At 68.9% G+C, this 16,893-nt stretch carries 16 protein-coding genes and 1 other RNA gene; 7 read left to right on the top strand and 10 right to left on the bottom strand.

Going from position 1 to position 16,893, the window contains the following annotated elements:
* Nucleotides 1–121: 121 nt before the first annotated feature.
* The 10 genes from ENE75_RS03465 to gyrA form a co-directional block, all read right to left on the bottom strand.
* Nucleotides 122–403: a ComEA family DNA-binding protein gene (locus tag ENE75_RS03465; RefSeq protein WP_128195633.1), complete on the bottom strand. Its 282-nt coding sequence runs from the start codon at nt 401–403 to the stop codon at nt 122–124.
* 135 nt (nt 404–538) lie between these two features.
* Nucleotides 539–1,723, bottom strand: a complete 1,185-nt coding sequence (lapB, locus tag ENE75_RS03470; RefSeq protein ID WP_128195636.1) for a lipopolysaccharide assembly protein LapB — start codon at nt 1,721–1,723, stop codon at nt 539–541.
* A gap of 71 nt (nt 1,724–1,794) precedes the next feature.
* Entirely contained in the window at nt 1,795–2,109 is a 315-nt protein-coding gene (locus ENE75_RS03475) for a LapA family protein (RefSeq protein WP_128195638.1), read from the bottom strand.
* Nucleotides 2,110–2,279: 170 nt separating this feature from the next.
* Nucleotides 2,280–2,591: an integration host factor subunit beta gene (locus tag ENE75_RS03480; RefSeq protein WP_128195640.1), complete on the bottom strand. Its 312-nt coding sequence runs from the start codon at nt 2,589–2,591 to the stop codon at nt 2,280–2,282.
* Between the two features lie 18 nt (nt 2,592–2,609).
* Complete coding sequence (rpsA, locus tag ENE75_RS03485) at nt 2,610–4,325, bottom strand: 30S ribosomal protein S1 (protein WP_128195642.1); 1,716 nt, start codon at nt 4,323–4,325, stop codon at nt 2,610–2,612.
* 155 nt (nt 4,326–4,480) lie between these two features.
* Complete coding sequence (locus ENE75_RS03490) at nt 4,481–6,505, bottom strand: bifunctional 3-phosphoshikimate 1-carboxyvinyltransferase/cytidylate kinase (RefSeq protein WP_128195644.1); 2,025 nt, start codon at nt 6,503–6,505, stop codon at nt 4,481–4,483.
* Nucleotides 6,506–6,560: 55 nt separating this feature from the next.
* A complete protein-coding gene (locus ENE75_RS03495) occupies nt 6,561–7,445 on the bottom strand; it encodes a prephenate dehydrogenase (protein WP_128195646.1) in 885 nt (294 codons plus the stop codon).
* 17 nt (nt 7,446–7,462) lie between these two features.
* A complete protein-coding gene (gene pheA / locus ENE75_RS03500) occupies nt 7,463–8,560 on the bottom strand; it encodes a prephenate dehydratase (RefSeq protein ID WP_128195648.1) in 1,098 nt (365 codons plus the stop codon).
* Nucleotides 8,561–8,582: 22 nt separating this feature from the next.
* On the bottom strand, nt 8,583–9,155 hold the full coding sequence (locus ENE75_RS03505) for a hypothetical protein (protein ID WP_128195650.1): 573 nt from the start codon (nt 9,153–9,155) through the stop codon (nt 8,583–8,585).
* A 1-nt stretch (nt 9,156) separates the two neighbouring features.
* Nucleotides 9,157–11,763, bottom strand: a complete 2,607-nt coding sequence (gyrA, locus tag ENE75_RS03510) for a DNA gyrase subunit A (RefSeq protein ID WP_128195652.1) — start codon at nt 11,761–11,763, stop codon at nt 9,157–9,159.
* Nucleotides 11,764–12,033: 270 nt separating this feature from the next.
* Here gyrA and ompA point away from each other — a divergent pair, with 270 nt between their 5' ends.
* The 7 genes from ompA (at nt 12,034) to ENE75_RS03545 (ending at nt 16,875) form a co-directional block, all read left to right on the top strand.
* On the top strand, nt 12,034–12,738 hold the full coding sequence (gene ompA / locus ENE75_RS03515; RefSeq protein WP_128196787.1) for an outer membrane protein OmpA: 705 nt from the start codon (nt 12,034–12,036) through the stop codon (nt 12,736–12,738).
* An 82-nt stretch (nt 12,739–12,820) separates the two neighbouring features.
* Nucleotides 12,821–13,528, top strand: a complete 708-nt coding sequence (ubiG, locus tag ENE75_RS03520; protein ID WP_128195654.1) for a bifunctional 2-polyprenyl-6-hydroxyphenol methylase/3-demethylubiquinol 3-O-methyltransferase UbiG — start codon at nt 12,821–12,823, stop codon at nt 13,526–13,528.
* Complete coding sequence (locus ENE75_RS03525) at nt 13,528–14,217, top strand: HAD family hydrolase (RefSeq protein WP_128195656.1); 690 nt, start codon at nt 13,528–13,530, stop codon at nt 14,215–14,217. The genes ubiG and ENE75_RS03525 overlap by 1 nt, the downstream gene beginning before the upstream one ends.
* A gap of 14 nt (nt 14,218–14,231) precedes the next feature.
* Nucleotides 14,232–14,605, top strand: a transfer-messenger RNA (tmRNA) gene (gene ssrA, locus ENE75_RS03530).
* A 142-nt stretch (nt 14,606–14,747) separates the two neighbouring features.
* Nucleotides 14,748–16,031 (top strand): tyrosine-type recombinase/integrase, encoded by a 1,284-nt coding sequence (locus ENE75_RS03535; RefSeq protein WP_128195658.1) that lies wholly within the window; start codon nt 14,748–14,750, stop codon nt 16,029–16,031.
* A gap of 227 nt (nt 16,032–16,258) precedes the next feature.
* The gene (locus ENE75_RS03540) at nt 16,259–16,681 is read left to right on the top strand and encodes a helix-turn-helix transcriptional regulator (RefSeq protein WP_128195659.1); all 423 of its coding nucleotides are present in this window, start codon (nt 16,259–16,261) and stop codon (nt 16,679–16,681) included.
* Nucleotides 16,678–16,875 carry a hypothetical protein gene (locus ENE75_RS03545; protein ID WP_128195661.1) on the top strand — a complete coding sequence of 66 codons (198 nt, stop codon included), beginning with the start codon at nt 16,678–16,680 and terminating at the stop codon, nt 16,873–16,875. The genes ENE75_RS03540 and ENE75_RS03545 overlap by 4 nt, the downstream gene beginning before the upstream one ends.
* Nucleotides 16,876–16,893 lie beyond the last annotated feature (18 nt).

Below are 16,893 nucleotides of genomic sequence, written 5' to 3' on the forward strand. Positions count from 1 at the left end.
GCACAAGTGATGGGCTCGGCAACACGCGAAAAGCGCCGCATCTGCAGCCAGCCAACACCCGTTTGGGCATTGATGTACGAAACCATCATATGTGGCGGGGTTGGCTGACGTTTGATCGGCATCAGCGCTTGGGCGCAGCCTTGTAGGGCGCATCCGCGACGGTGAGACCGGCGGCGCTGAGCTTGACCGCACTGGCCGGCCCGACCCCCTTGACGCGCTGGATCAGGTCGGCCCAGCTCTTGAACGGGGCCTTACCACGCTCGGCCAGCACGCGGGTCGACAGCGCGTTGCCGACGCCCGGCAGGGCCTCGAGTTCGGCGCGGCTGGCCTTGTTGACGTCGACGGCGGCGAAGGCGCTCAGCGACAGCGTGGTGATCAGGACGGCGATGAGGTTGCGGAACATGTCGATCTCCTGGTGGTGGCCCGCAACACCGTGCTGCGGGTTGGATCGGCATTGTTCGGAGCCGGGGCCTGCCGGACCATCGCCTCGTGGCGTGCCGACGGCCGGGGGCACCCCGGCGGGGGAGGCGACAGTGTCCTACTGCTGTTCCAGTGGCCGGGGCGGAAAGGTGTCCCAACCCTGACAACCGGGGCACTGCCAGAAGTAGTGGTGCGCCATGAAGCCGCAGGCGGCGCAGCGATAGCGCTGCAGCGGCGCCGCCGCGCGCTGCACGGCCGCGTGGAGTTGCGGGCGGGTGTCCGCATGCCAGCGGGCCGTGTCGATGGCCAGCACCTCTGCGGCGGCGCCCAGGCTGGGTTGCGCCGCCAGATGGCGCAGACGACGCCCGACTCCCTCTTCGGTGGGGGTGGCGGCGTCGGGCGCTTCAGCAGTCCCAGGCGACGCGTCGAGGCGGTCGCGGGCGCGCAGCGTGTCCAGCAGGGGAGCCTGCGCATAGGCTCGGTCGAGCACATCGCGCGCGGTGTCCCCACGGCCCAGCCGACGCGCCACATCGGCGTAGTCGGCCCCCACCAGGGCAAACCGGGCCGGGTCATTGGCGGCCAGGGTTTCCCAGTGGGCGAGCGCCGCGTTGTCGTCACCGGTGTCTCGCGCGAACTGCCCAGCCAGCAACGGCGGGCGTGGGGCCTCGGGGGCGGTCCGGATTGCTTCGTCGATGCAGCGCCGGGCAAGGACAGGGTCGCCGGCCGCCAGGGCGTCCAGCGCCTGTTCACAGTGGTAGTGGGCGATGCGCGTGGCGAACGAACTCCCGTCGCGCTGCTCCAGTTCGGTGGCGGTGGTGATGGCCTGCGCCCAGTCGCGCGAGCGCTCGAAGAGCGACAACAGCGCGAGTCGGGCCTCGCTGTCGTAGGCGGAGCCCAGCAGGGCACGCCAGGCACCTTCGGCGCGGTCGAACAGGCCGGCCTTGGCGAAGTCCTGGGCCAGCGCGTGCTGCGCCCGGTCGTGATCTGCCGGCCGCAGGTCGGCACGGGACAACAGGTGCTGGTGCACGCGCACCGAGCGCTCGAACTCGCCGCGCCGGCGGAACAGGTTGCCGAGCGCGAAGTGAAGCTCGGTGGTGTCCGGGTCGTGCTGCACGGCCTCGATGAAGGCGTCGATGGCCTTGTCCTGCTGTTCGTTGAGCAGCAGGTTCAGGCCCTCGAAGTAGGCGCGCGGTGCATCGCGCCGATCACGCCGCCATTGGCGCTGGTCCAGCCGCGATGCCACCCACCCCAGCACGAAGGCCACGGGCAGCCCGATCAGCAGCCACTGCAGTTCGAAGTCCATGCGTCAGCGTGTCGGGCGAGGTGCGCGTGAGAGGCGGGTGTTCCCGTACGCCGGCGTCAAGGCGGCGGCAGTCACAGCAGTTCCCGCGGCGGTGGGGCGTCGAAACCCGAAGGCACGGGGCCGGCCGGCGCGGCTCTAGGGCTCGACGGTGCCGGGGGTGCGGCGACGGCGGGCAGGCGCCGACGCAGGCGCCACCAGGCCGGCAGCATGGCCAGCACACCGAGTGCGGTGCCGACGGCGAAGGCGATCAGCACCACGACCACCAGCGATGCGCTCCAGTCGATGCCGAAGAACCAGTGCACGACCACGGTCTGCTGGTTGTTCAGCGCGAACGCGAACAAGCCGAAGAAGACGAAACCCCGCAGGACCCAGACCAGCGCACGCATGTCGGCGTGATTGTAGGAGGCCGTGCAACCGCGCTCTGGGCGGACCTTGCTTCCGTTGTGCAGGACGGCGGTGCGGGCGGCCATGATCCGAGGTCGGATGCCCCGTGCCCGAAAAGCGAAGCGGGGCCCCTCGGGGCCCCGCAGTGTGGGTTGCCGGCAGGTGCCCGGCCTCAGTCGCGTGACGCGTCTGCAGAGGACGCCGGCTGGGCGTCGACCGCTTCGCGCAGCGCCTTGCCCGGCTTGAAGTGCGGCACCAGCTTCTCGGGGATCGTGACCTGCTCGCCGCTGCGGGGGTTGCGCCCCACGCGCGGCGGCCGGCGGCTGATGGAGAAGCTGCCGAAGCCGCGGATCTCGATGCGGTGCCCGCGCGCAAGCGCGTCGGACATCGCGTCGAGGATCGTCTTCACCGCGAACTCGGTGTCGCGCTGCGTCAGCTGGCCGAAGCGTTCGGCCAGCTTGTTGACGAGGTCGGAACGCGTCATGCCTGCGTCGCCGCGAGCTTATTCGCTGCGGTTGTCCAGCTTCGCGCGCAGCAGGGCGCCCAGGCTGGTGGTGCCGGCGTTCTCGCGCTCGTTGGTCTGCGACAGACGCTGCATGGCTTCCTGCGTGTCGGCGCTGTCCTTGGCCTTGATCGACAGCTGGATGTTGCGCGTCTTGCGGTCGACGTTGACGATCATCACCGAGACCTCGTCGCCTTCCTTGAGCACGTTGCGCGCGTCCTCGACACGGTCGCGGCTGATCTCGCTGGCGCGCAGGTAGCCGGACACGTCGTCGTTGAGCTGCACCTCGGCGCCCCGCGGGTCGACCGCCGTCACCTTGCCGGTGACGATGGCACCGCGGTCATTCAGCGTCACAAAGCTGGTGAACGGGTCGGTGTCGAGCTGCTTGATGCCCAGGCTGATGCGCTCGCGCTCCACGTCCACGGCCAGCACGATGGCCTCGACGTCCTGGCCCTTCTTGTAGTTGCGCACCGCGCTCTCGCCCGGCTCGTTCCACGACAGGTCGGACAGGTGCACCAGGCCGTCGATGCCCGAGGCCAGGCCGATGAAGATGCCGAAGTCGGTGATGCTCTTGACCGGGCCGGCGACGCGGTCGCCGCGCTTGACGTTGGTCGCGAACTCTTCCCACGGGTTGGGCATGCACTGCTTCATGCCCAGGCTGATGCGGCGCTTGTCCTCGTCGATCTCCAGGACCATGACCTCGACCTCGTCGCCCAGCGTGACGACCTTGCTCGGGGCGACGTTCTTGTTCGTCCAGTCCATCTCGGAGACGTGCACCAGGCCCTCGATGCCCGGCTCGATCTCGACGAACGCACCGTAGTCGGCGATGTTCGTGACCTTGCCGAACAGGCGGGTGCCGGTGGGGTAGCGGCGCGAGACGCCCATCCAGGGGTCGTCGCCCAGCTGCTTCAGGCCCAGGCTGACGCGGCTCTTCTCGGCGTCGAACTTCAGCACCTTGGCCGTCAGTTCCTGGCCGACCTGCACCACCTCGCTGGGGTGGCGCACGCGACGCCATGCCATGTCGGTGATGTGCAGCAGGCCGTCGATGCCGCCCAGGTCCACGAACGCGCCGTATTCGGTGATGTTCTTGACCACGCCGTTGACGATGGCACCTTCGTGCAGCGTCTCGAGCAGCTTCTGGCGCTCCTCGCCCATCGAGGCCTCGACCACGGCACGGCGCGACAGCACGACGTTGTTGCGCTTGCGGTCGAGCTTGATGACCTTGAACTCCATGGTCTTGCCCTCGAAGGGCGTCATGTCCTTCACCGGGCGGGTGTCGAGCAGGCTGCCGGGCAGGAAGGCGCGGATGCCGTTGACCAGCACCGTGAGGCCGCCCTTGACCTTGCCGGAGACGGTACCGGTGACGAACTCGCCGCTCTCCAGCGCGTTCTCCAGCGCCATCCACGACGCCAGGCGCTTGGCCTTGTCGCGAGACAGGATGGTGTCGCCGTAGCCGTTCTCGACCGCCTCGACAGCGACCGCGACGAAGTCGCCGACCTGCACCTCGAGCTCGCCCTGGTCGTTCTTGAATTCCTCGACCGGGATGTAGGCCTCGCTCTTCAGGCCGGCGTTGACCACCACGTGGTTGAAGTCGATGCGGACCACCTCGGCAGAGATGACCTCGCCGACGCGCATGTCGGCCGACTTCAGCGATTCTTCGAACAGGGCGGCAAAGGACTCGCCGCCACCGGTGGTGGCAGTTTGGGTTTGGGACATGTGGTTTCCTGGGCCCGGCGGGGGGAAGATTCAGAGGCCGGGCGATGAATGCAACATCCGTTGCGGGGTTAGGTCAACACTCCACACCGGGCAGGGCGCCCGGTGCGACGAAAGCTTCGAGGCTCACGCCCCGAAGGATCTGCCACCCGGGGGCTTCAGCCCCCGAACGGCCTACGCTCAGACCACCATCCCAGCACCCGTTTGACCGATTCGTCGATCGTGAGCACGGAGTTGTCGAGCTGCAGCGCATCCTCGGCCGGCTTCAGGGGCGCCACGGTGCGGGAACTGTCCCGCAGGTCGCGCGCCTCCAAGTCGGCACGAAGGGCCTGGATGTTAGATGAAATTCCCTTTGAAATCAACTGCTTGTGGCGGCGTTCCGCACGCTGCGCGGCACTGGCGGTGAGGTAGACCTTCAGTTCGGCGTCCGGGAACACCACGGTGCCCATGTCGCGGCCGTCGGCCACCAGGCCCGGCGCGCGGCGGAACGCCAGCTGCAGGCCGTGCAACGCCTCGCGCACGGCCGGCAGCGCAGACACCCGCGAGGCCATCATGCCCGCCTGTTCGCTGCGCAAGGCGTCGGTGACGTCTTGGCCCCGCAGCCAGCAGCGCCCGCCGTCGAACCTCAGGTCCAGCAGGCCGGCCACGCGGGCCACGGCCGTTTCGTCGGCCGGGTCCACGCCGTCGTCCATCACTGCCAGCCCGGTGGCGCGGTAGAGCGCACCGGAATCCAGCAGGTGGTAGCCCAGGGCCTGCGCCACCTCGGCCGCCAGCGTGCCCTTGCCGGACGCCGTGGGCCCGTCCACCGTGATCACCGGCACGTCCTCGGGCCGCGCCCGCGCGACGCCGAACAGGGCGTCGAAGTAGCCGGGAAAGGTCTTGGCCACGCAGTGCGGCTCGAGGATGCGCACCGGCACGCGGGCCGGGTTGAACGCCGCCAGCGACAGGCACATGGCCATGCGGTGGTCGTCGTAGGTGCGCACCGCCGCCGCCCGCCAGGCGTCCCGGGCCGGCGGGGTGACGGCGATGAAGTCGGCGCCTTCCTCGACCACGGCGCCCACGCGCCGCAGTTCCGCGGCCATCGCAGCGATGCGGTCGGTTTCCTTGACGCGCCAGCTGGCGATGTTGGTCAGCCGCGTGGTGCCGTCCGCGTACAGTGCCATCGCGGCCAGGGTCATCGCCGCGTCGGGGATGTGGTTGCAGTCCAGCGTGATGGCCTTGAGGGGCCACAGGCCGCGGTGCACGCTCAGCCAGCCCGGCCCGCCGCGCACCTGCGCGCCCATGGCCTGCGCCGCCTCGACGAAGCGGATGTCGCCCTGGATGCTGTCCAGCCCTACGCCCTCGATGCGCACCGGCGCACCGCCGTCGGCGGCGATGGCTCCGAGCGCGACGAAGTACGACGCCGACGAGGCATCGCCTTCCACGTGGATGTGACCCGGGGTGAGGTAGCGGCTGCCGGCCGGGATCGTGAAGCGCGACCAGCCCTGGCGTTCGACCTCGATGCCGAAGCGCGCCAGCAGGTTCAGCGTGATCTCCACGTAGGGGCGCGAGATGAGTTCGCCGTCGACGGTGATCACCACGTCGCGCGTCCCGGCCACCAGCGGCAGGGCCAGCAGCAGCGCGGTCAGGAACTGGCTGGACACGTCGCCGCGCACACGGATCGGTTCGTCCACCGCCAGCGTGCCGCCGGCGGTGCCGTGCAGGCGCAGTGGCGGGTAGCCCGGTGTGCCCAGGTCCTCGACCTGACAGCCCAGCGGCCGCAGCGCGTCGACCAGGTCACCGATCGGGCGCTCGTGCATGCGCGGTACGCCGGCGAGCGTGAAGCTGCCGCCCTGCGTCGCGGCCAGCACGGCCAGCGCCGCGGTGAGCGGGCGCATCGCGGTGCCGGCGTTGCCGAGGAACAGGTCGGCCTCATGCACGTGCAGACGGCCGCCCAGACCGGTGACGTGCAGCACGCCGCCATCGTCACGCAACGTGCAGCCCAGGGCTCGAAGCGCGTCCAGCATCACCCGCGTGTCGTCCGAATCGAGCAGATCGTGCACGGCCGTCGTGCCGGCGGCGAGGCCGGCCAGCAGCAGCACGCGATTGGAGATGCTCTTGGACCCCGGCAGGCGCACGGTGCCGGAGGCGCCGGTCAGCGGGGGCAGATCGAGAAAGGGGCGGTGGGTCGGGAGCGCGGTCATGGGAAGGTCTCGGGCGGCGTCGCGCGCAGCGTCGACGGCGGTGTCGCGGAGGGCATCACTGCCGGGTGGTACCGCGCCCGCCACCCATCTGCCAGCCGGCCCGGCCCTCCGACGCGGTGCGGATCAGGTCCTCCAGCGCGTCGGCGTTGCCCGACTTCATGACGTGTTCCAGCGCATCGAGCGTGGTGCGGAAGCGGGCCGACTGCTTGAGCACCTCTTCGCGGTTGGCGATCAGGATGTCGCGCCAGATCGCCGGGTCGCCGGCGGCGATGCGGGTGAAGTCGCGGAAGCCCGGGCCGGCCAGCGACAGGAAGTCGCGGCCCGAGGGGTGGCGCATCACCGCGCTGAAATAGGCGAAGGCCAGCAGGTGCGGCAGGTGGCTGACGGCGGCGAAGGCCGCATCGTGGTTCTCCGGCGACATCTTCAGCACCTGCGCGCCGACCGCCGACCAGACGTCGGTGGCCTTCTGCACCAGCACCGGGTTGGTCTGCTGAACCGGCGTCAGGATGACCTGGCGGCCGTTGTAGAGGCTGGCGTCGGCATGCTGGATGCCGGCCACTTCCTTGCCGGCAATCGGGTGCGCCGGCACGAAGCTGGGCACCCGTTCGCGCAGCACTCGGCGGGCGGCGTCGACGACGTCGCGCTTGGTGCTGCCCACGTCCATGAACAGCACGCCAGGCTCCACGAGGTGGCGGATGGCCTTGAAGGTGCCCTCGGTGGCCGCCACCGGCACGGCGATCAGCACGATGTCCGACCCGGCCACGGCCAGCAGCGCCGATTCGGCGGCGACGTCGATGATGCCCAGCTTCTTCGCCCGCTCGGTGGTGGACGGCGACTTGCTGTAGCCGACCACGCGCCGGACCAGGCCGCCGCGCTTGAGCGCCAGCGCGAACGACCCACCCATCAGGCCGCATCCGATGACGCCGAGCTGGTTGAACATCGCGGTCTGCTTCTGTGTCAGTGGACGTCCACCGGGTAGGCGCCCAGCACCTTGAAGAAGGCACAGGCCTCGCGCAGCGCGGTCAGGGCCGCGGCCACGTTCGGCTGGTCAGGGTGGCCGTCGAGGTCGATGTAGAAGTAGTACTCCCACTGGCCGCTGCGGGCGGGGCGGGACTCGAACCGCGTCATCGACACGCCGTGGGTCTTCAGCGGCACCAGCAGGTCGTGCACGGCGCCAGGCTGGTTGGGCACCGAAACCACCAGGCTGGTGCAGTCGTGGCCCGAGGCTGCCGGCGCCGGATGACGCCGCGGGTCGGTCACGATGGCAAAGCGCGTGCGGTTGTGCGGGTCGTCCTGGATCGCCGGGGCGACCACATGCAGGCCGTACTCGCTGCCGGCACGCGCGCTGGCGATGGCCGCGATCGACGGATCCTCGGCCGCCAGCCGCGCGCCTTCGGCATTGCTGGCCGCCGGACGGCGCTCGACGCCGGGCAGGTGCGTGCCCAGCCACTCATGGCACTGCGCCAGCGCCTGCGGGTGGGCCAGCACGGTGCGAATGCCGGCCAGGCTGTTGTCCTTGCGCAGCAGGTTGTGGCGCACGAAGAGACTGGTTTCGCCGATGATGGACAGCGGCGTGTGCAGGAAGAGGTCCAGCGTGCGCGCCACGCCGCCTTCGGTGCTGTTCTCCACCGCCACGACCCCGAAGTCGGCGGCGCCGGCGGCCGTGGTGTTGAACACCTCGTCGAAGCTGGCGCAGGGCACGCGCACGATGCTGCTGCCGAAGAAGCCCAGCGCGGCCTCCTCGCTGAAGGTGCCGGCCGGCCCCAGGTAGGCCACGCGGGTGGGCGTCTCCAGCGCGCGGCACGCCGACATGATCTCGCGCCAGATCGGCGCGATGTTGTCGGCCTTCAGCGGGCCGGCGTTGCGGCGCTTGAGGTTGTCGATGACCTGGGCCTCGCGCTCGGGCCGGAAGACCACCGAGCCCTCGCGCTTCTTCAGCTCGCCCACCTCCTGCGCCAGCGCGGCACGGCGGTTCAGCAGCGCCAGCAGTTCGGCGTCGGTGGCGTCGATGCGCTCGCGCAGCGTGGCCAGCGAAGGCGCGTTGGCGTTGGTCATCGGCAGGCAGTCCGTCCGTCGGTCACTTGCCCGTGGCGGCGCCGGACGCGCCGGCCGGCGGCGTCAGACCCAGGCGCTTGGCCATGGTCTGGTCCAGCGCCTTCAGGCGGGTTTCCATCTGCGGCTTGACCTCGGCCACCAGTTTCTCGCCCAGGGCCTTTTGCATGTCCGGGGCCAGGGTCTGGAACTTGCGCCAGGCCTCGGACCGGAACACGGCCAGCACCTCCTGCAGTTCCGCCTCGGTCATCTTCTCGGCCAGCACCGGGCCGATGGTCGCGGGGGCCAGCGCACGGGCGCGGTCACGCACCACCGGATAGGCGTCCTCGGCGTACTTGCGCACGTCGGCCTGCAGCGCCTGGCCCATGGCCTGCTGCTGGTCGGCCGCCACGTTGCGGCGCACCAGCGCGGCGGCGCGCTGCAGCAGCTGCACGGCCGGCTGCTCCACCAGCTGGCGGGCGACCTGGTCGATGCCGGCCTGCTGCGCCTGCAGGATCTGGTCGACCAGTTGCTGCTTCTGCGGCGACACGGCGGTCTGCGCTTGCGCCACGGCGGTGAAGGCCAGCAGGGTCGCCAGCAGCAGGGCACTCTTCGTCATCTCAGGGGTTCTCCTCGCCGGCAGGTGCGGCGTCGTCGTTGGCATCGTTCTCGACGATGCGTTGCAGGCCCGACAGCTGTGCGCCGTCGTCCAGGGCGATCAGCGTGACGCCCTGCGTCGCGCGTCCGAGCTCGCGGATCTCCGACACGCGGGTGCGCACGAGCACGCCCTTGTCGGTGATCAGCATGATCTCGTCCTCGGCACGCACCAGCGTGGCGGCCACGACGCGGCCGTTGCGCTCGCTCTGCTGGATGGCGATCATGCCCTTGGTGCCACGGCCGTGGCGCGTGTACTCGCCGATGGGCGTGCGCTTGCCATAGCCGTTCTCGGTGGCGGTGAGCACGCTCTGGCTCTCGTCTTCCGCCACCAGCATCGCGATCAGGCGCTGGCCGTCTTCCAGCGCCATGCCGCGCACGCCGCGCGCCTGGCGGCCCATCGGGCGCACGTCCTGCTCGTCGAAGCGCACGGCCTTGCCGCCGTCGGAGAACAGCATCACATCGTGGTGGCCATCGGTCAGCGCGGCACCGATGAGGTGGTCGCCGTCGTCCAGGTCCACGGCGATGATGCCGGCCTTGCGCGGGTTACTGAATTCGTCGAGCGCCGTCTTCTTGACCGTGCCCAGCGCGGTGGCCATGAAGATGTAGTGGTCGCTGGGGAAGCTGCGGAACTCGCCGGTGAGCGGCAGCACGACGGTGATCTTCTCGCCGGGCTGCAGCGGGAACATGTTGACGATGGGCTTGCCGCGGCTGGCGCGGCTGCCCTGCGGCACTTCCCAGACCTTGAGCCAGTAGACGCGCCCGCGGTCGCTGAAGCACAGGATCCAGTCGTGCGTGTTGGCGATGAAGAGCTGGTCGATCCAGTCGTCTTCCTTGGTCTGCGCCGCCTGCTTGCCGCGGCCGCCGCGACGCTGGGCCCGGTACTCGCTGAGCGCCTGGCTCTTGATGTAGCCGGTGTGGCTGAGCGTCACCACCATGTCGGTGGGTGTGATCAGGTCCTCGGTGCCGAGTTCCTGCGCGTTGGCCTCGATCTGGCTGCGGCGGGCGCCGATCTTCGTCTGCCCGAACTCCTGCTTCACCGACTGCAGTTCGTCGGCGATGATGGCCGCCACGCGCTCGGGCTTGGCCAGGATGTCCAGCAGATCGGCGATCTGCGCCATCACGTCCTTGTACTCGCCGAGGATCTTGTCCTGCTCCAGCCCGGTCAGGCGCTGCAGGCGCATCTGCAGGATTTCCTGCGCCTGGTCGTCGGACAGGCGGTACAGGCCATCGGCCTGCAGCCCGTAGTGCACCGGCAGGCCTTCGGGGCGGTACAGCGCGCCGCCGCCCTCGGTGCGCGCGAGCATCTCGCGCACCATCGACGAGTCCCAAGCCTTGGCCATCAGGGCGGCCTTGGCCACCGGCGGGGTGGGGCTGGTCTTGATGGTCTCGATGAACTCGTCGATGTTGGCCAGCGCCACCGCCAGGCCTTCCAGCACGTGACCCCGCTCGCGTGCCTTGCGCAGTTCGTAGACGGTGCGCCGGGTGACCACCTCGCGGCGGTGGTCGAGGAAGACCTCGATCAGCTGCTTCAGGTTGCACAGCCGCGGTTGCCCGTCGACCAGGGCCACCATGTTCATCCCGAACGTGTCCTGCAGCTGCGTCTGCTTGTACAGGTTGTTGAGGATGACCTCAGGCACCTCGCCGCGCTTGAGCTCGATGACCACGCGCATCCCGGACTTGTCGCTCTCGTCCTGGATGTGGCTGATGCCCTCGATCTTCTTCTCGTTGACGAGCTCGGCGATGCGCTCGAGCAGCGTCTTCTTGTTCACCTGGTAGGGGATCTCGTCGACGATGATCGCCTGCCGCGCGCCCTTGTCGATGTCCTCGAAGTGGCACTTCGCCCGCATCACCACCTTGCCGCGGCCGCTGCGGTAGCCCTCGCGCACGCCATTGAGGCCGTAGATGATGCCGGCGGTGGGGAAGTCGGGCGCCGGCACGATCTGCATCAGTTCATCGATCGTCGCCTCGGGCGATTTCAGCAGGTGCAGGCAGGCGTCCACCACCTCGTTGAGGTTGTGCGGCGGGATGTTGGTGGCCATGCCCACCGCGATGCCGCCCGAGCCGTTGACCAGCAGGTTGGGCAGCCGCGTGGGCAGCACCAGCGGCTCCTTCTCGGAGCCGTCGTAGTTGGGGCCGAAGTCGACCGTTTCCTTGTCGATGTCGGCCAGCGTCTCGTGGGCGATCTTCGCCAGCCGGATCTCGGTGTAGCGCATCGCCGCGGCGTTGTCGCCGTCGATGCTGCCGAAGTTGCCCTGGCCGTCGACCAGCATGTGGCGCATGCTGAAGTCCTGCGCCATGCGAACGATGGTGTCGTAGACCGACTGGTCGCCGTGCGGGTGGTACTTGCCGATGACGTCACCGACGATGCGCGCGCTCTTCTTGTAGGGGCGGTTCCAGTCGTTGTTGAGCTCGTGCATCGCGAAGAGCACACGCCGGTGCACCGGCTTCAGGCCGTCGCGCGCGTCGGGCAGCGCGCGACCGACGATCACGCTCATGGCGTAATCGAGGTACGAGCGCCGCATCTCCTCCTCGAGGCTGACGGGCAGGGTTTCCTTGGCGAAGGGGTTCATGCAACAGGCGGGCAGGGGGCGCGCAATGCCAGGCCCCTTGGGGGCTGACGACGAATCCGAGGATTCTAAGGGTGCCGACCTGTCGCACCTGCGCAACAGGCAGCGCCGGGAAGCGCGCCACTGGCGCCAAAATGCGGGCCGTTACACGCCCTATGGCACAATGAATCGTCGCTGGCAAGCAGGCGCATATGCGTGTGTTTGCCTACCCGATTCGGATCCCGGTTCCGGACATTTCGCAGGCGTCTGCGGCTTTCCTCGAGAGGAGAATCAATGAAGAAACTGAACAAGGTGGCGGTGCTGTTTGCATCGGCCGCGCTTGCCGCCCCGATCGCGTCGATGGCCGCAGCCCATGGTGGCATGGGCAAGTCGGTGGACAACTGGCGTGCGACCGATGGCACCGTTTGGAAGAACGGCACCAACGAACTTTGCTGGCGCGACGGCTTCTGGACGCCCGCCACCGCCCAGGCCGATTGCGACGGCGCGATCAAGCCTGTGGCTCCGCCGCCGCCGGCCCCGCCGGTCGCCGTGCCGCCGGCTGCGCCGCGCGTCGCCCCGGCTGCTCCGGCTCCGGCTCCGACCCCGGCCCCCGCGCCGAAGCCGGCTCCGAAGCCCACCAGCGAGAAGGTGACCTTCGCCGCTGACGCGTTCTTCGATTTCGACAAGGCCGTGCTGAAGCCCCAGGCCAAGGCCAAGCTGGATGACCTGGTCTCCAAGACCCAGGGCGTGGCGCTGGAAGTCGTGATCGCCGTCGGCCACACCGACGCGACCGGCAACTCGGCCTACAACCAGGCCCTGTCCACCCGCCGCGCCAACGCGGTCAAGGACTACCTGGTCGGCAAGGGCATCGAGAAGAACCGCGTCTACACCGAAGGCAAGGGCGAGAACCAGCCTGTGGCCGACAACAAGACCAAGGAAGGCCGCGCGAAGAACCGTCGCGTGGAAGTCGAGGTCGTCGGCACCCGCCCGGTGAAGTGATCCACGCGGGCCACCGGCCCGTCTGGTTCGGCAAAACCCCGCCTCGGCGGGGTTTTTCTTTGGTCTTCGCTACGATCGCCGCATGAGCACTGCCAACGTCGACGCCCAGGAACTGGCCAAGTTCAGCGAACTGGCCCACCGCTGGTGGGACCCGGAGAGCGAGTTCCGCCCGCTGCACCAGATCAACCCGCTGCGCCTGGACTGGATCGACGGCCTGTCGACGCTGGCGGGCAAGCAGGTGCTGGACGTCGGCTGCGGCGGTGGCATCCTGGCCGAGTCCATGGCCGCGCGTGCGCAGCGCGTCACCGGCATCGACCTGGCGGCGCGGCCGCTGGGCGTGGCCCGGCTGCATGCGCTGGAGGCTGGCGTCGGCAACGTCGACTACCGGGAGATCGCCGCCGAGGCGCTGGCGGCAGAGGCCCCGGCCACGTTCGACGTCGTCACCTGCATGGAGATGCTCGAGCACGTGCCCGACCCGGCGTCCACCGTTCGCGCCTGTGCCGCACTGGTCAAGCCGGGCGGCTGGGTCTTCTTCTCGACCCTCAACCGCAACCCCAAGTCCTTCCTCTTCGCGATCGTCGGCGCCGAGTACGTCCTACGCCTGCTGCCCAGGGGCACTCACGAGTACGCCCGTTTCATCCGGCCGAGCGAGCTGTCGCGCTTCGCGCGCGACGCCGGGCTGGAACTGCAGGCGATGAAGGGGATGGAATACAACCCGCTGACGCGCCGCTACTGGCTGTCCGCCGACACCAGCGTGAACTACCTCGTGGCCTGCCGCCGCGCAGTGTGATGACCGTCCGTTCGCCCGTCGCAGGCACCATCCAGGCTGCTGTTCGCGCCGTCCTGTTCGACCTCGATGGCACGCTGGTGGACAGTGCGCCGGACCTGGCCGGGGCCGCCAACGACCTGCGCGCGCGGCACGGCCTGCCAGCCCTGCCGTATGAAACCCTGCGGCCGATGGTTGGCGCCGGTGCGCGGGGCATGGTCGGCGTGGCTTTCGGACGTGCGCCGGGCGACGACGGTTTCGATGTCCTGCGCGAAGCGTTCCTGGCGCGCTACGCAGAGCGCATGCTGCAGGAAACCGCGCTGTTCTCGGCCGTGGGCCGCGTGCTGGACGCGCTGGACACGGCCGGCCTGGCTTGGGGCATCGTCACCAACAAGCATGGCCGGTTTGCCGAACCGATCGTGCAGGCGCTGGGTCTGCGGGCGCGGACCCTCGTCTGCGGCGACACCACCCCGCACGCCAAGCCGCACCCGGCACCGCTGCTCGAAGCGGCACGGCGCCTCTCGTTGGCGCCGTCGGCCTGCATCTACGTGGGCGACGATCTGCGCGACATGCAGGCCGGCCGCGCCGCCGGCATGCCCGTGCTGGCCGCAGCCTGGGGCTACCTGGGCAATGGCGAGGCGGTGCACTACTGGGGCGCCGATGCGGTGCTCCAAGGGCCCGACGATCTCTTGAACTGGCTGCAACTGCCCTAAACTACGAGTTCTCTGGGACCGACCTGGCTTCGACGTGGGTGCGGAGTCGGAACAGGGCATGCCGAGCACCAGTTCGCTCGTAAATCCACTGGAACAAAGTAACTGCGAACGACGAACGTTTCGCCCTCGCCGCTTAACACCGGTGAGCCTCTCAACGGCAGGCCGATGGGCCGGGCCGAAGATCGCAAGATCCTAGGCTGAGAGGTCATTCACATCGGCTGGTCGATGCCCGTGCACCTTGGGCATCGACGAGACCCAAGGGTGCTGGCCCGGCCGGTAGCGTGCCGCTGCGCGACCGGACGGGTGAGAACCAAATCAGACGGCTAAGCATGTAGAACTGTCCGGCGATGGCTTGCGGACGGGGGTTCGATTCCCCCCGGTTCCACCACTAACCTCTCTGAAGGGCCCCTCACGGGGCCCTTTTTCATTGGTATTTCAGCTCCTTAGACTTCCGTGCGTATCCGTGGTTAGCCGTCCATTTGTGTGGTAACGTACGTGGTAATCGCAGTTTGCGAACCACGGAGGTGATCATGGGAAGTGGTAACGGTGGTCGTGGGGTGGAGCGGCTGACGGACAAGGCGATCCAAGCCTGGCTGAAGGGCGACCGCAAGGCCGGTCAGAAGCTGCCCGATGGCGGAGGGCTGTACCTCGTTTCGCTGCCCAGCGGTGGCGCGACCTGGCAGGTCCGGTACAGCCTGGGCGGTGGCGCGCCGAAGACCTACTCGGTCGGCCCCTACCCTGAGAAGACGCTGGCAGAAGCACGCAAGGCGCGGGGCACAGCGCGTGCTCAGGCAGAGCAGGGCGTCGACCCGGTCGCCCTCCGCCGGCTTGAGCGGGTGGAAGCCGCCGCTGCTGCTGACGACACCTTCGAGCACGTTGCCGGCCTCTGGCTTGACAAGCAGCGCCCGGAATGGTCGGACATCCACTACACGAAGTCGGCGCGGGCGCTGGAGCGGGACGTGTACCCCGCGCTGGGGAAGCTGCCGGTGGCCATGGTCACCACGGCCGCGGTCAGTGCCGTCATCGAGAAGATCCAGAAGCGCGGGGGCGGGCGGCGGGAGACGGCGCAGAAGATCCTGCAGCATGTTCGCTCGGTGTTCCGGTATGCCCAGGCGAAAGGCATGAGGCCGGACAACCCGGCCGAGCCGGTGGTGGAGATCATCGCCGCCGCGCCGAAGGTCAAGCACCACCCGGCGCTGCTCAAGTTCGACCAACTGGGCGACGTGCTGCGCCGCGCCGAGACGTCCAACATCACGCCCGCCGTGAGGCTCTGCCACAGGCTGATCGCCTTCACGGCCGTGCGCATCCAGAACGCGGTGGCGGCGCGTTGGAGCCAGTTCGACCTTGACGCCGAGGTGCCGACCTGGACGGTGCCTCGCGACGAGATGAAGAAGAGCGACGACCGGGAGCACGTTCACCGCGTGGTGTTGCCGGCCCAGATCGTCGCTGACCTGAAGCGCTGGCGGGTGGTGCAGCCGAAGAACGCGATCTATGTCTTCCCGGGCAACCAGGGGCGCGACCACATAAGCCGCGAGTCAATCGAGAAGGCACTGCGGGAAACGCTCGAGCTGCGCGATCTCCACACGGCGCACGGCTGGCGCGCGGCATTCTCTACGCGCTGCAAGGAGGACAGCGAGTTCACGCACGAGTTGGTTGACCTGTGCCTGGACCACGTCACAAAGACAGAGGTGGCGCGGGCATACGACCGGGGTGACCGGCTGCAGAAGCGCATTGCGCTGATGAAGTGGTGGGGCGACCGGCTGGAACAGGCCGAGCGCGGCGGTGAGGTTGTCCCGTTGCGCGCTGCGTGTTGAGGCCGTGCCCGTGCCTCCGCGGCGGACCGCCACAATCCACCAATGGACGTTGCAGAACGCACGTCCTCCGACGCTCGCTGACGGAATTGGCGGGGGTGCAGCGAAGCCCGGCGCAACACGCCCAGCCGGTATCCGCTGAGAACACCGAGCTGTAGCTCCCTAGGGTCGGAGCAGGCGTGGTTTCAAGCTGCCGTGGATCGTGACCACGGTGGCCAGGAGCCACACCAGTGGAACTACTTGCATCTGCACCTGCCGCGCCTGCAGCGACGCTACTGACGCTCGCCCAGGTCGAGCGCCACACCGGCCTCAAGAAGACCAAGCTGTACGACCTCATCGTCGAGGGCTCATTTCCCCGGCAAGTCAGGATTGGCTCGGCCGCACGGTGGGTCGAGTCCGAGGTCAGTGCCTGGATCAACGCGCGCATCGCCGACCGCGACGCGACGCCTGATCCGCGCTCGCTGTTGAAGGCATCGGAGATCGCCCCTCTGCTGGGTGTCTCCGTCTCCACGATCGAGAAGGACCGCAAGGCCGCCTCGCCGCGCATCCCGGTCGTCTGGGTCGGTCCGCATGCCCGGTATGACATTGCTGCTGTACGCGCTGCGCTCGCAGTGGCGCCACGCCGCGGCAAGTCGGCGGTGGTCGCACGATGAGCGTGCCCCCCGACAACAAGGCCTTCGAGACCCTGCGCGCCAGGGCTGCGCTGGCCGGCTACCGGCTCCTCCGCACCGACGAGCGCGACGGCCAGGTCATGTACTTGGTCGAGCGGTCGGGCATTGTGCGTGCCCTGCGCACGATCGAGGACGTCGAGAGCCTGTTCGTATCGACCAGTGGAGTTCGGCCATGAGCGCGGCGATCCTCTACG

Origin of the sequence: Rubrivivax albus (assembly GCF_004016515.1) — a bacterium.
Taxonomy (GTDB): Bacteria; Pseudomonadota; Gammaproteobacteria; order Burkholderiales; family Burkholderiaceae_C; genus Rubrivivax; species Rubrivivax albus.

Coding starts and splice junctions, on each gene's coding strand:
- ENE75_RS03465 (WP_128195633.1), bottom strand. CDS start 403: ATGTTCCGCAACCTCATCGCCGTCCTGATCACCACGCTGTCGCTGAGC.
- lapB (WP_128195636.1), bottom strand. CDS start 1,723: ATGGACTTCGAACTGCAGTGGCTGCTGATCGGGCTGCCCGTGGCCTTC.
- ENE75_RS03475 (WP_128195638.1), bottom strand. CDS start 2,109: ATGCGTGCGCTGGTCTGGGTCCTGCGGGGTTTCGTCTTCTTCGGCTTG.
- ENE75_RS03480 (WP_128195640.1), bottom strand. CDS start 2,591: ATGACGCGTTCCGACCTCGTCAACAAGCTGGCCGAACGCTTCGGCCAG.
- rpsA (WP_128195642.1), bottom strand. CDS start 4,325: ATGTCCCAAACCCAAACTGCCACCACCGGTGGCGGCGAGTCCTTTGCC.
- ENE75_RS03490 (WP_128195644.1), bottom strand. CDS start 6,505: ATGACCGCGCTCCCGACCCACCGCCCCTTTCTCGATCTGCCCCCGCTG.
- ENE75_RS03495 (WP_128195646.1), bottom strand. CDS start 7,445: ATGTTCAACCAGCTCGGCGTCATCGGATGCGGCCTGATGGGTGGGTCG.
- pheA (WP_128195648.1), bottom strand. CDS start 8,560: ATGACCAACGCCAACGCGCCTTCGCTGGCCACGCTGCGCGAGCGCATC.
- ENE75_RS03505 (WP_128195650.1), bottom strand. CDS start 9,155: ATGACGAAGAGTGCCCTGCTGCTGGCGACCCTGCTGGCCTTCACCGCC.
- gyrA (WP_128195652.1), bottom strand. CDS start 11,763: ATGAACCCCTTCGCCAAGGAAACCCTGCCCGTCAGCCTCGAGGAGGAG.
- ompA (WP_128196787.1), top strand. CDS start 12,034: ATGAAGAAACTGAACAAGGTGGCGGTGCTGTTTGCATCGGCCGCGCTT.
- ubiG (WP_128195654.1), top strand. CDS start 12,821: ATGAGCACTGCCAACGTCGACGCCCAGGAACTGGCCAAGTTCAGCGAA.
- ENE75_RS03525 (WP_128195656.1), top strand. CDS start 13,528: ATGACCGTCCGTTCGCCCGTCGCAGGCACCATCCAGGCTGCTGTTCGC.
- ENE75_RS03535 (WP_128195658.1), top strand. CDS start 14,748: ATGGGAAGTGGTAACGGTGGTCGTGGGGTGGAGCGGCTGACGGACAAG.
- ENE75_RS03545 (WP_128195661.1), top strand. CDS start 16,678: ATGAGCGTGCCCCCCGACAACAAGGCCTTCGAGACCCTGCGCGCCAGG.